At 67.5% G+C, this 14,403-nt stretch carries 12 protein-coding genes and 1 pseudogene; 4 read left to right on the top strand and 9 right to left on the bottom strand.

All coding sequences use genetic code 11. The annotated features are described in order from the left end of the window. Positions 1-20 precede the first annotated feature (20 nt). The 6 genes from AC5RV2_RS08210 to AC5RV2_RS08185 form a co-directional block, all read right to left on the bottom strand. Positions 21-956 carry a glycosyltransferase family 2 protein gene (locus AC5RV2_RS08210; protein WP_494091960.1) on the bottom strand — a complete coding sequence of 312 codons (936 nt, stop codon included), beginning with the start codon at positions 954-956 and terminating at the stop codon, positions 21-23. Continuing rightward, positions 953-1,669 carry a YveK family protein gene (locus AC5RV2_RS08205; RefSeq protein WP_494091959.1) on the bottom strand — a complete coding sequence of 239 codons (717 nt, stop codon included), beginning with the start codon at positions 1,667-1,669 and terminating at the stop codon, positions 953-955. Before AC5RV2_RS08205 ends, AC5RV2_RS08210 begins: the two co-directional genes overlap by 4 nt. Positions 1,670-1,794: 125 nt before the next feature. Continuing rightward, positions 1,795-2,646, bottom strand: coding sequence for a sulfotransferase family protein (locus tag AC5RV2_RS08200; protein ID WP_494091958.1), 852 nt, complete (start codon positions 2,644-2,646; stop codon positions 1,795-1,797). A 7-nt stretch (positions 2,647-2,653) separates the two neighbouring features. Then, positions 2,654-3,892, bottom strand: a complete 1,239-nt coding sequence (locus tag AC5RV2_RS08195) for a hypothetical protein (protein WP_494091957.1) — start codon at positions 3,890-3,892, stop codon at positions 2,654-2,656. After that, positions 3,889-5,256: an O-antigen ligase family protein gene (locus AC5RV2_RS08190; RefSeq protein ID WP_494091956.1), complete on the bottom strand. Its 1,368-nt coding sequence runs from the start codon at positions 5,254-5,256 to the stop codon at positions 3,889-3,891. Before AC5RV2_RS08190 ends, AC5RV2_RS08195 begins: the two co-directional genes overlap by 4 nt. A gap of 23 nt (positions 5,257-5,279) precedes the next feature. After that, a complete protein-coding gene (locus AC5RV2_RS08185) occupies positions 5,280-5,855 on the bottom strand; it encodes a hypothetical protein (protein WP_494091955.1) in 576 nt (191 codons plus the stop codon). A gap of 540 nt (positions 5,856-6,395) precedes the next feature. Between AC5RV2_RS08185 and AC5RV2_RS08180 the strand changes: the two genes are divergently transcribed. Further along, positions 6,396-9,305 (top strand): PKD domain-containing protein, encoded by a 2,910-nt coding sequence (locus AC5RV2_RS08180; RefSeq protein ID WP_494091954.1) that lies wholly within the window; start codon positions 6,396-6,398, stop codon positions 9,303-9,305. Between the two features lie 52 nt (positions 9,306-9,357). Here AC5RV2_RS08180 and AC5RV2_RS08175 read toward each other — a convergent pair whose 3' ends face one another. Further along, positions 9,358-11,001, bottom strand: coding sequence for a RecQ family ATP-dependent DNA helicase (locus AC5RV2_RS08175; RefSeq protein ID WP_494091953.1), 1,644 nt, complete (start codon positions 10,999-11,001; stop codon positions 9,358-9,360). Between the two features lie 256 nt (positions 11,002-11,257). Between AC5RV2_RS08175 and AC5RV2_RS08170 the strand changes: the two genes are divergently transcribed. Together AC5RV2_RS08170 and sufU are read left to right on the top strand one after the other, a co-directional pair. Then, positions 11,258-12,574: a cysteine desulfurase gene (locus tag AC5RV2_RS08170; RefSeq protein WP_494091952.1), complete on the top strand. Its 1,317-nt coding sequence runs from the start codon at positions 11,258-11,260 to the stop codon at positions 12,572-12,574. 1 nt (position 12,575) lies between these two features. After that, complete coding sequence (gene sufU, locus AC5RV2_RS08165; RefSeq protein ID WP_494091951.1) at positions 12,576-13,037, top strand: Fe-S cluster assembly sulfur transfer protein SufU; 462 nt, start codon at positions 12,576-12,578, stop codon at positions 13,035-13,037. 70 nt (positions 13,038-13,107) lie between these two features. Here the strand turns inward: sufU and AC5RV2_RS08160 are convergent, their stop codons facing one another. Further along, the gene (locus tag AC5RV2_RS08160) at positions 13,108-13,329 is read right to left on the bottom strand and encodes an SCO4848 family membrane protein (protein WP_494091950.1); all 222 of its coding nucleotides are present in this window, start codon (positions 13,327-13,329) and stop codon (positions 13,108-13,110) included. A gap of 16 nt (positions 13,330-13,345) precedes the next feature. Next, on the bottom strand, positions 13,346-13,846 hold the full coding sequence (locus tag AC5RV2_RS08155) for a DUF2505 domain-containing protein (protein ID WP_493977796.1): 501 nt from the start codon (positions 13,844-13,846) through the stop codon (positions 13,346-13,348). Positions 13,847-13,996: 150 nt separating this feature from the next. Between AC5RV2_RS08155 and AC5RV2_RS08150 the strand changes: the two are divergent. Further along, positions 13,997-14,403 (top strand): annotated as a pseudogene (locus AC5RV2_RS08150) (transcription-repair coupling factor); the annotation flags it as partial.

Below are 14,403 nucleotides of genomic sequence, written 5' to 3'. Positions count from 1 at the left end.
GGCGCGCACCAGCACGAGACTCAAATCCCGCGGCCGCGGGCGTTGAGTGCCCGGACCACCGCCGGCGCCTTGATTAGCTTCAGCACCAGCGCCAGCGCAAGGTAGGCCCGCGGTTCCAGCAGGCTGCCGGCCAATGAACCGGCCGCCGTGCGCAGGGCATCCCTGCGGTTCCCCTGCGCGGCCAGCGCGAAGGCCCTCTGCCCCTGCATCCATGCCCGGCCGCGGCGGTCTGCCACGATCGCCGGGTGTTTGGCCATCAGATACTCCAAGCCGTCCGCCATCGCGTCCCAGCGTCGGGAAAAATATGAACCGTCGGGGTGCCACAGGACGTCGGCTCCCACCTGCCCGAGCACCGCCACCTTGCCGTGCTGGGCGGCGCGCAGCAGCAGGTCGTAGTCCTCGCCGTAGCCATGCGGCAGGTCCTCGTCCACCAGCCCGACTCTCTCGAGGAGGTGCTCGCGCAGCAGGAGATAGGTCGACGGATGTGCCCCGGTCAACCTGCTGCCGGTGAGCTGACCGGCCGTGATCTCCCGGACGTTTGGCATGCGGACCAACCGTTTGTCCCTGTAATGGACTTCGATGCCGGTTACACAGGCCGTGGCGGCCCGCTCGACCATGGTCTGAACCTGCTGCCTCAGTTTGTCCGGGCGCCAGGCGTCGTCGTCGTCGCAAAACGCCACCAACGGTGCGTCCGCGGCGAGCAGGCCGGTGTTGCGTGAGCCGGCCAAGCCTGGAGTGCGCCGGTTGGACATGACCCGGACGTGGCGACGGGGTTCGGTGCTGGCCAGGGCCGGGTCCTCAGCGCAACGGTCGTGGACCACGGTCACGCGGATGTCACCGGGATAATTCTGGGCGATGACGCTGCCGATCGCCTGGCGGAGCAGTTCCGGTCGGTTGTGCGTGGCGATGATGACGTCGACGGCTGCATCGACCTGCAGCCCGGTAGGTGTGTTCATGATGTCCTTCCCTCATGCGGCCGGGACCGCTGTTCGTGCCGGCGTTGGCTGCGTGCAGCCACGGCCGCGGCCAGGGCCAGACCGGCCGCCAGACTGGACCCGATCGCGGTGGGGAGCCCCAGGCGCTTGCTGCGGTCGGGCAACAGGGCCGGCCGGGAGATATAGCCGGGTTCCGGGTCGTGGACGCTCAGGGCAGTCAGTTCTGCCTCAAGTTGTGCGTGTTGGCGGCTGAGCGTGTTGCCCCGCACAGCGACATTCGAAGCGGCCGTGATCGACCGGTCCCGCATGCTGCGTTCGATGACCCGCTTCTGGGCGGCGATTGTTTCCACCCGGTCCCGGGTGGTCGCCGCGAGTGATTCGCTGCGCACCTCAAGAAAGTTTTCGGACAGCGCGGCAACCGCGCGGTACGCAGTCCGCGCCTCGGGCGCCGAGACGTAGAGCTGGAGGATCCGCGAGTTGATTACGGGCGACACCGTTACGTCATCCAGCAGGGCGGCAGCACCTCCCGGGTAGTCCAGGCTGCGGGCCGTCCGCCCCAAGACCCGATCGGAGAGCAGTAACTGTACGGCCGAGTCGATGGAAACATCCACCACGAGGGCATCGCTGAGGGCCAGGTCCGAGACCGCCACGACCACGACGTCGGTGCGGGCGGTGTATTCGGGTTCCTTGGCCAGGTGGAGTCCCAACCCGGCCGCCAGCGTGGCGGCAAGCACGGCGCTGCCGGCCCGCCAGTTGGCGCGTATCAGGCCGCGGTATCTTGATCCATGTCCACCGTCCGGCTGCCGGACCGGTGCCTGCCGATGCGGGGGTCTGCCCTGAAGCTTCATCTCGGCCACCGCTATCTGCGCCAGCTGGGAGTGAAGCCCAGCAGCCGGGCGAGCCGTTCGTCGTCGGCGGCGAAATCGTCGCGGAGCCGGCGGCGCAACCGCTCCGGCATCGGCTGGCTGGGACGGGAATTGGAACGCACAGTCGTGGGCGGGCGCCCCTCGGGCAACCCCAGATGCTCCAGCAACCGGCCCCACTGCGACAGTCCCGGCTGGAAAAAGTCGTCGGCGTCCAGCACCAGTACGTGCTCCCGCCCGACGGCGTCGAACATGCGTTCCAGCTGTGCCGCATACCGGCCGCGGGCGCGGTAGGCGTGGTGCTGGTGCGCGAACGACTGATAGCAGGGGTCGGCGACGATCCGTTCTTCTTCACCGGCCAGGCGCCCCGGTTCGGCTGCCAGCGCTTCGGCGAAACCGAGGGTCTCGAAACCCCGGCCGTACTCTTGCTTGTAGGCGGAGAACGCCCGCTCGGCCGGGTCGCGGAGCAGCACGATAATTTTCACCGGTCCCAGCACCTGCGCGATCCGCCTGGGCGCCAGGGGATGGAACAGGTAGTACGGGCTGGCTTCGCCGGTGATCTCCCGCCCGCGCCCGCGGCGCAGGGGAAAATGCCCGGCGTAGAACCGCGTCCCGCGCCGGAACCGGTCCGCCGTGTCGAAGAAGTGAATGCCCTTGTTCAACAGCGGCGGGCGCACCCGGGGGTGCTGGGCCACCATGCGGAACAGGCTGGTGGTGGCGCAACGTTGGGCGCCGACGATCAAGAATGACGGACGCATTCGGAAATCGGCGCTGAGCTGGCCCACCGACGTGGCCGCCGTGCGGGCCGCAGCGCGGGCGGGGCTGCTGAGCCGTTCGGTCAAAGTCATCGATCTCTCATTTCTTGCCGAAGGTGATGAGGGCGGGATGCTCCAGCCGGTCTGCCAGTACCCGCTGATGCCAGCGCGCCAAGGGGCGGACTGCGGACCCGTCCCCGGTCAGGCTGTCGAGGGTGAACCGGGCGGTAATCGTCAGCAGGTAGCCCAGTACCAGCGCGTCCAGTACCGCTGGGTCGCGGGCGGCGTCCCGTCCCGCACTGCGGCAGACTGCCTGGGCCAGCTCCGGGCGGCAGCCGGAGCCCAAAGACCGGTGTGCGGCGGCCAGGTCGTCCACCGCCCGCAAGGCCGGGTGGGCCAGGTAATGGACCACGTCGCTGCCCAGCGGGACGTCCCGGGCGTACCGTTCCCAGTCCCAGACCAGGGGCGGCCCGGCGGTGGCAGCCAGGTTCCAGGCGCCGAAGTCGCCGTGCCACGCGCCAAAGGGAACGTCCAAGCCGGCGAAGCGCTCGCCGTAGGCCTCGGCCAGCTCCGGCAGCACGCTCTCGCCCGTGCCGTGCAGCGTCGTCAGTTGCCGCCGCAGCCGGGTGAACCAGGACCCCGACTCCACGGCGCCGGAGCGGATGGTGCCGGTCGCGGCGATCGCCGCCGCCGCCTCCAGCGGGACCCCGTTCTGCACGCGGCGCCTGTCGGGGCGCAGCGCGGTCATCAGCAGGACGGCGTTGCCGCGCCAATTGCCGTGGTGAATCACCTCCGGTACAGCAAAAGCAGTCGGCCGATGACGGGCCAGGGCCCGCAGCGCGCTGTGCTCATGGTCCACCAGCGCGTTCGTCAAGTCGTTAAGCCCCACCTTGGCGAACCCGATTTCCCGCCCCTCTGCCGTGTGGACGTTCAGGACCGGCTTCCGGTTCGCCCTCGCCGAGCCTACGGAGAGGGACAGCATCACCGGGGCGCCCACGACGTCGGCCAAGTAGTCGCTGATGGAGCCGGACCCGGGAGTGACGTTCAGCCCGTGCGGCATCAGCGCCCCGCCCACCGGCGACGCCAGCAGCTTGGCGAGCAGCCACCGCTGGGCCGAACGGCCGAACGAGTCGTTGGCGCTGGGCCGGTCGACGGCATCTGCCGCCGCCGCCCCGCAGCGGGCCGGGACCAGCAGGCGCGGCCGTCTCGGGCCGGGCACCAGGCGGAAGGCATGCCGTCCGGGTCCGGCGGGGCCGGCGCTGACGCGTGAATCCGGGAACAGTTGCTCCACGGTGGCCATCAGGTCCTCCAGCGGCGGGCTGTTGCTGATCGTCTTCATGAGACCGGCTCCTTCAATCGCTGCTTCCGGTGGCTCGCCCCGGGGTGGGGCGGATGCTGCTCCAGTTCCCGCCGCCACAGCAAGCCGACGCCTATCATCAGCGTCATCAGCGGGGCGGCGATGGTGTCGTAGAACGGCAGCACGCAGAGGAAAAAGAGGAAGACGTAGAGCATGGCGGCCGACTCCCGGTCCCGCGTCCGCAGCGCCGGCAGATACCTCCGGACAACGAACCAAAGGAAGAAGAGCGTACCGAGTACGCCGGTGCAGAAGATGAGGTACCAGAGTGCGCCCTGGGTGCCCAGCTGCGGCGGTGAGCATTGGCTGCAATCGGCGGTAGCGCCGGCTGCAATGGAGTAGAAGTTGTTTTGTTGGGTCCGCGGGGCGCCGAAACCGATGACGGGGGAATCTTCCAGCATCGTGGAAATACTTCGCTTGGCCAGATTAAACCTGCCCTGGTTGCTGTGCGGATTTTCCAGCCGCGCCTGCACCAGGTAGCCCAAAGGAGTCAGCAGTACCGTCATCAAAGCGGTGACGAAAGCGGCGGCCATGGCTATGAGAACCAGCACTTTGCCGCGCAGGGCCATCCTAATCCCGGCCGCCAGGGCCAGGACGGCAAGACCGAGCCACAGTGCGCGGTTGAGCGAGAAAATAACCGGCGGCACCGAAGCCACCAATACGGCGGCCCAGAGCGCGCGTTGCCACCAGTTCCGCACATAGGCGTAGGAGAGCATAAAGAACGGCAGGAACATGCCGAAGTTTGCGCCCCAGGAATTCGCATACTCGAACGGCGCCTTCGGCCGCGGGTTATCGAATCCCAGAATGCCCTGCACTTGGGCCAGGCCGGGGTGGATCAAGCCGTTCAGGAACGAGTTCGAGGCAAGCTGGGCCGGCAGGACCGCCTCCAGCAGGGACGGGAAGTCCAGCCGCGACAGGAACTGTCCGGCGTATCCGCCGGCAACCGTGATGACGAACATCCACGCCATCAGCAGCACGATCCGCCTGCGCGGAAGTTCCCGCTCGGAGGTGTTGCCGATGTACAGCATGACGATGGTTACCGCCACGAACCACGCCATCCGGTAGGCCCACGGCAGGAGGCGCTCGGGTCCTTCTTCGGGCAGCAGCCCCGGGACGGGAATCCAGAGCACGACGACGCCGATGGCAGCTACCGCCAGGAACAACCACCAGATCCCGAAACCGTGCGGGAGCAGCACTGCACGCCTGCGCAGCAGGTGGTAGCCCAGGGGTGCCGCCATCAGCAGGAAGCCCAGCACCCCGAACCCCAGGAGCCACCACACCGGAAACCCGGCAAAGAACACCACGAAGGGCCACGCATGCAGCGCCACCCGGTTTTTCGCCCCCAACATCACGATGCCCCCTGTGCCGTTACTTACCAGGACCATTCCCAGCCGTAAGCGCCCTCGAAGCCGCCCATCCGGAACGACGCCGAGCCATTGCCCTTTGGGACATCCAGGATGATCAGCCCCTCGGCGTCGCCGCCCGGATTCACCGGATTGGGCAGCAGTTCGGCCTCGGGCACACAGCCCGCGCTGTTGCCGACCGGATCCACTACCTGTTCGCCCTCGCCGTCCCAGGCGCGAAAGTCGTGCACGGACATGGCGAAATAAGGCCAGCCGGATTCCGGCAGCTCGGTATGGGCCTTCACCGAGAAATTAATGGCGACGAATTGCCCGTTGATGCTCGGCAGCGCGGAGTCCGCCGTGCAGGTGAAATCGGCCTGGATCTCACTGGCCTCCATTTCGGCAAACTTCTTTCCGGTCGGTTCGCCGAGCACTCCCGCCTCGCCGACCTCGGCGGGCAGGTTGCCGTGTTGGTTGAGGTCGAGTTCAGCCAGTGGATCCTTCTGGCCGGCAGCGCCAGGCTTGTCCTTCTTGACGGCCGCGTCAGGAGCTTTCTTCTTGGCGCCATCCGCCGTGGCCGAGGGTGACGGAGTCGCCGTGGCCAACTTTTCGTTGCCGACGCCGGACCGGGTTCCTTTGGCCGGAGCCCCGCTTGCCCTCCCGTCCGCCGAGGGCGGGTTGCCGGCCGCGGGATCCGCGCCATTGCTGCAGGCAGACATGGCCAGGATGAGGCCGAGCGCGGCACAGCCATGGGCAATCGTTCGTTTCATTCTTCCCCCCAAGAACCTCAACAACGAGGCTGCCGCCCCCGAGCCAACGCGCCGAGAACGAAAGTTGACCCGATCGTATGGCCATTGGCCGTGCAGAAAAAGGTTTCAAATACCCGGTCTGTCCCAACACCGTTACCGGGGTGGGAAAGACCGGGTATTCGCCCCGTAGCGGTCCGGAGGAATGCGAGTAGGGCGGAAGAAGAACTGGTAGCCGCAAACCGCTGCCGAGTGTTTCCGCCCTCGGTGATCACCGGCAGTATTGGTGCAGCCTAGGGTCTTTTCTTTGATCTCGGGATGTGTTTATCCGGGATGCCGAATGAGGGGACCGCAGCTATTCCGCCGCGCAAGCGGAACCGGGGGAGAACAGGAATAACAATGCGAAGACTCTTATCCATCTTTTTGGGGCTACTGCTGGTCGCCGGCATGGGTTTGGCAACGCCCGGCGCGGCAGTGGCCGCCGACGTCAGCCACAACCAGGTCGTGCGGGCAAATCCCGTCAACTACACGCCGCACGTGCTCGACGGCATCGTGTTCTCCATCGCGGAAGCGGGGGACATGATCATTCTTGGCGGATCGTTCACGCGGGTGCAGGCGAGCACGGGGGGTCCCGAACTGGTCCGCAACCGCATCGTTGCGTTCAACAAGAACACCGGCGCGATCAGCAATTCGTTCGCACCGAACTTCAACAGCACGGTCCGCAGCGTGGTGGCGTCCGCGGACGGACAGTCCGTGTATGTCGGCGGGCAGTTCGGAACCTTGAACGGTGCCAGCGTGCAGAAGGTCACCAGGCTCTCGGTGAGCAACGGCGCCCGGATCACCGCCTTCAATCCGGGGCAGATCAACTCGGTCGTGCATGACATGAAGCTGGTGGGCAACCGGCTGTTCATCGGGGGTGAATTCGACACCATCGGCGGGCAGCAACGCAGCAAGCTCGCCGAGCTGGATGCCTCGTCCGGCGGGCTGCGGCCCACCGTGAACTTCCAGTTCGTCGGCGGCGCGACCGGCACCGGCGACGCCGGGATCAACGTCTTCGTCCACAAGTTCGACACCACCCCGGACGGGAACACCATGTTCATCACCGGGCACTTCGCCACGGTCAACGGCGCGGATCGAAACCAGATCGCGAAAATCAATCTCGCGGGCACCACGGCTTCCGTGGACCAAAACTGGCACACCGACCGCTACGATGCCCGCTGCAACTTCCAGCGGGCGTACTACGTGAACGATCTGGACTTTGCCCCGGACGGGTCAAACCTGGCCGTCTCGACGTTTGGCGGCTATGGCTCCGGTCCGCCCAGCCTCTGTGACAGCATCGCGCGCTGGGACACCGCCGCCGCCGGCCAGCAGCTCGACCCGACCTGGGTCAACTGGGTCGGCGGCGACAGTATCTATGCCCTGGAGCACGTCGGCGCGCACATCTACTTCGGCGGCCACAACCGCTGGACGAACAACCCGTTCGTGGGTGACGCGGTGGGGCCCGGCGCTGAAGTCCGCGAAGGCATTGGCGTGATCAGTTCTGCCAACGGCATGGCGCTGGCGTGGAACCCCGGACGTGACCGCGGCCGTGGAGTCTTCGACCTGCTGGCCACGGCGACCGGCCTGTGGGTCGGGTCGGACACCGATCGCATCGCCAACTCCCAGTACCGGGCCAGAATCGCGCATTTCCCGTTGGCGGGGGGCTATGCGGCGGCTACGGCAAGCGCACCGAGGCTGCCCGTGGATGTCCTGAAGTCAGGAACCGGCGCCGTCCAGCAGGTCTACTTCGACGGCCGCAGGGCCACTCCGGTTACCGGTGCGCCCTCCGGCAACGTGGACTGGGCCAATGTCCGCGGCGGCTTCGTGGCCGGCGGTTCCCTTTACCTGGCCATGGCCAACGGGACCATGGAAAAGCGGTCCTTCAACGGAACCCAGATCGGCGCGGCCGAGCAGGTCAACCTGCGGAACCTGAACAGGACCGATCTGGCGACGTTCGGCCGGCAGACCTCCAGCTACAAACTGGCCAACCTGGGCCAGGAGCTGCAGGGCATGACCGGTTTGTTCTACTCCAACGGACGGATGTACTACACGGTCCAGGGCCAGCCCAACCTGTACATGCGGTATTTCGAACTGGACACCGGCACCATCGGCGCCCAGCAGCACGTCATCACCGGCGCAGCCGCCGGAGTGGACTGGCGCAACGTGAGCGGCATGTTCCTGGCCGGAAACACCCTGTACTGGGCCTCCGCCAACGGCAACCTGAATGCTGTGAACTGGACCGAACCCGCCGGCCGTGATGGCCGGGTGTCCGGCACCACCGCGGCGGTCAGCGGCCCGGGCCTGGACGGCGCCAACTGGGCCGCCCGGTCACTTATCGCACGAACCAGCACGTCGGCTCCGCCGCAGAACCAGGCGCCGGTGGCGTCGTTCACGGCGGAGTGCAGCGGGTTGAGCTGCGTCTTCGACGGGTCGGGGTCATCCGATCCTGACGGTACGATCGCATCTCATGCGTGGCGGGTCGCGGGCGGACCTTCGGCTACGGGCGAGGTGTTCTCGCACACCTTCACCGCGGCGGGCAGTTACGGGGTGACGCTGACGGTGACGGATGCCGCCGGTGCAACCGCCTCGGTGACCCGGACGGTGACCGTATCGGGTTCCTCGCAGCCGCCTCCGTCTGCCAGGGTTGCGTTCGTGGGTTCGGTGGCCAGTTCCAATACCGGCTCGGCGATGAACCACAGCGTCCAGATGCCGGCGCAGGTAGCGGCCGGCGACGTGCTGGTCGCGGCCTTCTCGGCGAACTCGGCCACGGTCGGGCTGACGCCGCCGGCGGGGTGGACCCTGGCTGCGGAGGTAGGGACGACGTCCATGCGCTCGGTGCTGTACTCGAAGGTTGCCACGGCGCAGGATGCCGGGGCGACGGTGACGGTCCGCACCGCCGACTGGGCTCGTGGTTCGCTGGCGGTCTCGGCCTACCGCGGGGCGCAGGTTAGTGCGGCGTCCTTCGGGTTCGAGCGGGAAACCGTAAGCCGGGCAACCCACACCACTCCGGTGATGACTGCCGCGGCCGGTGACTGGGTGGTGTCGTACTGGGCGGATAAGACCGCTTCGACGACGTCCTGGACGGCACCTGCCGGTGTGACGGTCCGCCAGACCGGCGCCGGGACGGGCACCGGACACCTGAGCTGGCTGGTCGCCGACAGCAACGGCCCGGTGTCCGGTACCAGGGCCGGTGGCCTGACCGCTACCGCTGACAGCGCCACCGCCAACGCCGTCATGGGCACCATCGTCATCCGCCCGGCGACGCCGTAGCAACAACCGGCAGCAAACAGGCCCCGCCGGCTCACCAGCCGGCGGGGCCTGTTTAGGTCAACAGGCCGTCGTCCGCCTCGATGGCCGAAAGGGCGATGTCCTTGTAGCCGACCGATTCGAACAGGATCGTGATCCGGTCGGGCTGCGTGCCCATGACGATGCCCGGCCCCCACTCGCGGTGTTTCACCGGGCGCTGGATTTCATAGCCAGCCGGCATCGACGCCTCCCGGGCTTCGGCCTCGGCCTCGGACCCGGCCTCGCAGTTGTCGCAATTGCCGCAGTAGCCGTCCGTCTCCTCGCCGAAGTAGTTCAGCAGCCAGTCCCGCCGGCAGCGGTCCGTCTCGGCATAGCCGCGGGCCATCTCGATCCGGGACTCGTCGATGCGGTGTCGCGTATCGGCTTCCGCCAGTGCCTTTTCCGCCGCCGACGCCGGGTCTTCGCCGCCGACCGCCCGGTAGCCCTTGCGGTTCACGCTGACGCTGCCGCTGTGCTCCAGGAAGTTCAGCAGGCGGGACTGTTTCCGCTGCGACAGGCCGGTGTGTTCACGCAGCGCGGCGGGCCGGAGCGGACCGTGTTCCCGGACGGCGCTGAAGACAGCCGCGAGCTCGTCCGAATCCGGGGTGCCGCCGGCGAAGAAACGCTGCAGGCCCAGATCCTCGGAGCGGTAATGCAGAATCGCCCGCGCGGACTCACCGTCCCGTCCGGCGCGGCCGATCTCCTGGTAGTAACTGTCCAGCGAATCCGGGATGTCCGCGTGGACCACGAACCGCACGTCCGGCTTGTCGATCCCCATGCCGAAGGCGGAGGTGGCCACGACCACGTCCACCCCGTTCTCCTGGAAACGTTCGTGGATCGACTCCCGGTCCGAGGCCTTTCGGCCTGCGTGGTAGGCGTCCGTCCGCAGGCCGCGCCCGGCCAGCTCGGCGGCGTACCACTCGGTGTCCCTGCGGGTGGACGTGTACAGCAGGCCGGGCCCGCCCAGTTCGGCCACCTGGTCCACCACGGCCCGCCGTTTGCCGCCGTCCTCGTGATGCCGCAGGACCTGAAGGTTCAGGTTCGGCCGGTCGAAACCCTGCAGACTGATGAACGGGTCGCGCATGCCCAGCCGGTCGACGATCTCGGCCCTCGTATGCGGTGACGCGGTGGCCGTCAGGGCGATGACCGGCGGGTGTCCCAGCCGCTTCACCACCGAGGTCAGCATCAGGTAGTCGGGCCGGAAATCGTGTCCCCAGGACGAGATGCAGTGGGCCTCGTCCACCACCAACAGCGAGATGTCCTGTTCGGCCAACCGCCGCAGGGTTTCTTCGCGGGCCAGTTGTTCGGGCGCCAGGAACAGGAACTTCGCCTCGCCGCCGGCCACCGCCTCCCACGCCGCCCGTTCCGCGGAGGACCTCACGTGCGAATTCACCGCGAAGGCCCGCTGCGCGCCGAGATCGCCGTTGATGGCGTCCACCTGGTCGTGCTGCAGCGCAATCAGCGGAGAAATCACGACGGCGGTGCCCGGCAACGCCACGGCAGGAACCTGATAGATGGCGGACTTTCCGTGACCCGAGGGCATCACGGCCAGGACGTCCAAACCGCGGGCGGCCGCCGCCATGGCGTCCAACTGCCCCTCGCGGAGCACGTCCCAGCCGAAGGATTCTTCGGCCACCCTGCGCAATTCGTCGTGGTCGGGCGTCTGGGAATGTTCGGGCATCAGGCTCCTGCAGGTCGGGTCAATGATGGGGTTCCAGTTCGTTTCTAACGAATCCGCAGGGGTTTGTATATAGCCCTCAAGGGCGGCCCGACGACAGTTCAGCCGTCGCTCGCGGTGACCGGGGCCTGCGGGTAAGGCATGGCTCAGGTGACCCCGCACCCGCTGAAGTGGGATGATTAGCGCAGACTTGTCTTGCGTATTGTCGGCCAATAGCGGGACAGACTGGTTCCAGCCATCGATCCAAGGAGCACCCCAGGTGTCTGTGGTATCCACCCCCGCAACCCTCAAGCATGCCGCCGGCATGATCGACAACGCCGAAGCGCGGCGCATCCGCAACGACTTCCCCATCCTCGACCAGCAGGTGAACGGCTCGCCGCTGGTGTACCTGGATTCTGGCGCCACGTCGCAGAATCCGCTCTCCGTCATGGAGGCCGAACAGGAGTACTACGAACAGCGGAACGCCGCCGTCCACCGGGGTGCGCACATGCTGGCCGTCTCCGCCACCGATGCTTTCGAGAACGCGCGGGAAACCGTCGCCGGTTTCATCAATGCCGGCATCGACGAGGTGGTCTGGACCTCCAATGCCACGGAAGCCATCAACTTGGTCGCCTATGCCTTTTCCAACGCCAGCGCCGGCCGCGGCGGGGCGGCCGCGTCGCGTTTCGCGCTGGGCCCCGGCGACGAGCTCGTGGTTACCGAGATGGAGCATCACGCCAACCTGATCCCCTGGCAGGAGCTGGCCTTCCGCACCGGCGCCACCTTGCGCTTTATCCCGGTGGACGACGCCGGCGCGCTGCGCCTCGACGAGGCGGCGCAGGTCATCGGTCCGCGCACCAAGGTCGTGGCGTTCACCCATGCCTCCAATGTGTTGGGAACCATCAACCCGGTGGAGGACCTGGTGGCGCTCGCCCGCAAGGCGGGCGCCGTCGTCGTGCTCGACGCCTGCCAGTCCGTGCCGCACATGGCCGTCGATGTGAAGGCGCTGGACGTGGATTTCGCCGCCTTTTCCGGGCACAAGATGCTGGGTCCCACCGGCATCGGCGTGCTCTACGGCAAGGCGGAGCTGCTCAACGCCATGCCGCCGTTCCTGACCGGCGGCTCCATGATCACCACGGTGACCATGGAACAGGCCGACTATCTGCCGTCCCCGCAGCGCTTCGAGGCCGGGACCCAGCGCATCTCGCAGGCGGTGGCGCTGGCAGCTGCGGTCGACTACCTCCAGGAGACTGGCATGGACCGGATCCATGCCTGGGAGGCCGAACTGGGGCAGCGGCTGGTGGCCGGACTCTCCGCCATCGACGGTGTCCGGGTGCTCGGCCCCGCCGCCGGCGCCGAGCGGATCGGGCTGGCAGCGTTCGATGTGGACGGCGTCCACGCCCACGATGTGGGGCAGTTCCTGGATGACAAGGGCATTGCAGTCCGCGTGGGCCATCATTGCGCCCAGCCGCTGCACCGGCGCCTCGGCCTGGTGGCGACCACCCGCGTCAGTACCTATCTGTACAACACCACCGACGACGTCGACGCCTTCCTGGACGCCGTCGCCGGGGTCCGCCCGTTCTTTGGAGTTAACTAACGTGAGTGCTGAACTGCAGCAGCTGTACCAGCAGATCATCCTGGAACACGCCAAGAAACGGCACGGGGCGCCTCTGGCGGATCCGCCGCCGGGAGATAAGTCCGGCGAGTCGCACATGCTCAATCCGACCTGCGGCGACGAAATCACGCTCCGCGCCGCCGTGCACGAGGACGGCGCCGCGACCATGCTCTCCGGCGTCAGCTGGGACGGCCAGGGCTGCTCCATCTCGATGGCCTCCGCGTCGGTATTGAGCGATCTGGCTCAAGGCATGGAGCGGGAGGAGCTGCTGAAGGTGGTGGACAACTTCCGCGAGCTGATGCGCTCACGGGGGAGTGTCGAGGCCGACGAAGAAATCCTCGGCGATGCCGCCGCGTTCTCCGGCGTCTCCAAGTATCCGGCGCGGGTGAAGTGCGCGATGCTCGCCTGGGTAGCGCTGGAAGAAGCCTTGCTGGCGGCGAACTGACCGGATGCAAAAGGGGCCGGGCGGCGCACTCGCGCGGCCCGGCCCCTCCTTTGGCTTGCTGGCGTGCGGCCTAGCCCGCGAGTCCGCGGGCGCCGATCACCAGCGTGGCGATGCCCAGGATCATGGAGGTGGTCGCCTTCATGAACTCCAAGGTGAAGTAGCGGGTCATTGCGCCCTTGTCGTCTTTGGAGCGGGGATCCTTCCACACCCGGACGAGATGCGGGGCCCAGACCAGCAAGGCCCAGACGCCGGCAAGGATCAGCACCCAGGCCAGGGCAGCCGGAATATTCACTGCAGCGGCTCCCGGATCAGGCGCGGCCGGACAGCCAGGCCTCGGCCTGCTGCGCCTGGATGTTCAGCGCCTTGCCCAGCATCGGCTCGGCGGCGGCGGCGATCTTGCCGCCCAGGAACGGGATCGAAGACTTTACGTCTCCGCTGAGGTCCACCCGCGTGGAGTCTCCGTCGGCCACGAGCTGCTGGACCGCGGTGACGTCCACCGGGGCCCCGGCCACCTTCATGCTGACGTCGGCGGTGCGGGAACCGTCGGCCGCGGGCGCCTGCCACCGTTCGGTCTGGGTGACGGTGAGCGAGTCGCCGAGCATCTTCTTCGCGATCTCCGGCAGCCGCGCGCTGGGAACCTTGCGGACCACGGTCAGCGTGAAGGCGCCCGCAACATCGCCGTCGCGCTGCACGGACTCCAGCGTGCCGCCGACCAACTCGCTGATGTGGCGCAGGAACGCCTCGTCGGTAAAGGTTTCGGTGACCTTGGCTGCGGGATAGGGCAGGGTAGTGGAAGCGCTGAGCGCCATGAAGACTCCCGGATTGTCGGAACTGGTTGGGCCAGCATCCATCCTACTGTGCGCGGTAAAGTTGGTCCCTGACCCTCAGTTGCGCCGAACCCTGGTGCGCCGAACTGGAGGGTATTCGTGTTGCGCCCGACCGGAAGAAGATGGAACACAATGAGCCTGAACGGACTGCGCACAGCCCTCGCCCAGGACGAATCGTTCGCGAAGGTACGGCTGCAGTCGGCCCGGCCCGTGGCAGAGCGCAGCGAGGATCTGCAGATCGGTGCGCCGCCCGGGCTGCGGGCCGCCCTCCTGGCCGAGATGGTCCAAGGGCTGGAGGCGGGCGCCGGCGAGGGGGCCGCAACGGGCGACGGGTCCGGGCCCGGCGTCGTGCTGGCGGTGACGGCGACCGGGCGGGAGACCGAAGACCTGGCGGCGGCGCTGCGCAGCTACTTGCCGGATGAGTCGATCGAAGAGTTCCCCAGCTGGGAGACGTTGCCGCATGAGCGCCTGTCGCCGCGGTCGGACACGGTGGGGCGCAGGCTGTCGGTGCTGCGCCGGCTGAAGCACGACGACGGGGC

This window comes from Arthrobacter sp. Y3225116 (assembly GCF_059091245.1).
Note: the sequence above shows the minus strand (reverse complement) of the source record. Positions and strands in the feature narration are given on the sequence as shown.

What these genes read in the sequence shown, in the direction of transcription:
- AC5RV2_RS08180 (WP_494091954.1), top strand. Translation starts at nt 6,396, where the DNA reads ATGCGAAGACTCTTATCCATCTTTTTGGGGCTACTGCTGGTCGCCGGC.
- AC5RV2_RS08175 (WP_494091953.1), bottom strand. Translation starts at nt 11,001, where the DNA reads ATGCCCGAACATTCCCAGACGCCCGACCACGACGAATTGCGCAGGGTG.
- AC5RV2_RS08155 (WP_493977796.1), bottom strand. Translation starts at nt 13,846, where the DNA reads ATGGCGCTCAGCGCTTCCACTACCCTGCCCTATCCCGCAGCCAAGGTC.
- AC5RV2_RS08200 (WP_494091958.1), bottom strand. Translation starts at nt 2,646, where the DNA reads ATGACTTTGACCGAACGGCTCAGCAGCCCCGCCCGCGCTGCGGCCCGC.
- AC5RV2_RS08190 (WP_494091956.1), bottom strand. Translation starts at nt 5,256, where the DNA reads ATGTTGGGGGCGAAAAACCGGGTGGCGCTGCATGCGTGGCCCTTCGTG.
- AC5RV2_RS08210 (WP_494091960.1), bottom strand. Translation starts at nt 956, where the DNA reads ATGAACACACCTACCGGGCTGCAGGTCGATGCAGCCGTCGACGTCATC.
- AC5RV2_RS08195 (WP_494091957.1), bottom strand. Translation starts at nt 3,892, where the DNA reads ATGAAGACGATCAGCAACAGCCCGCCGCTGGAGGACCTGATGGCCACC.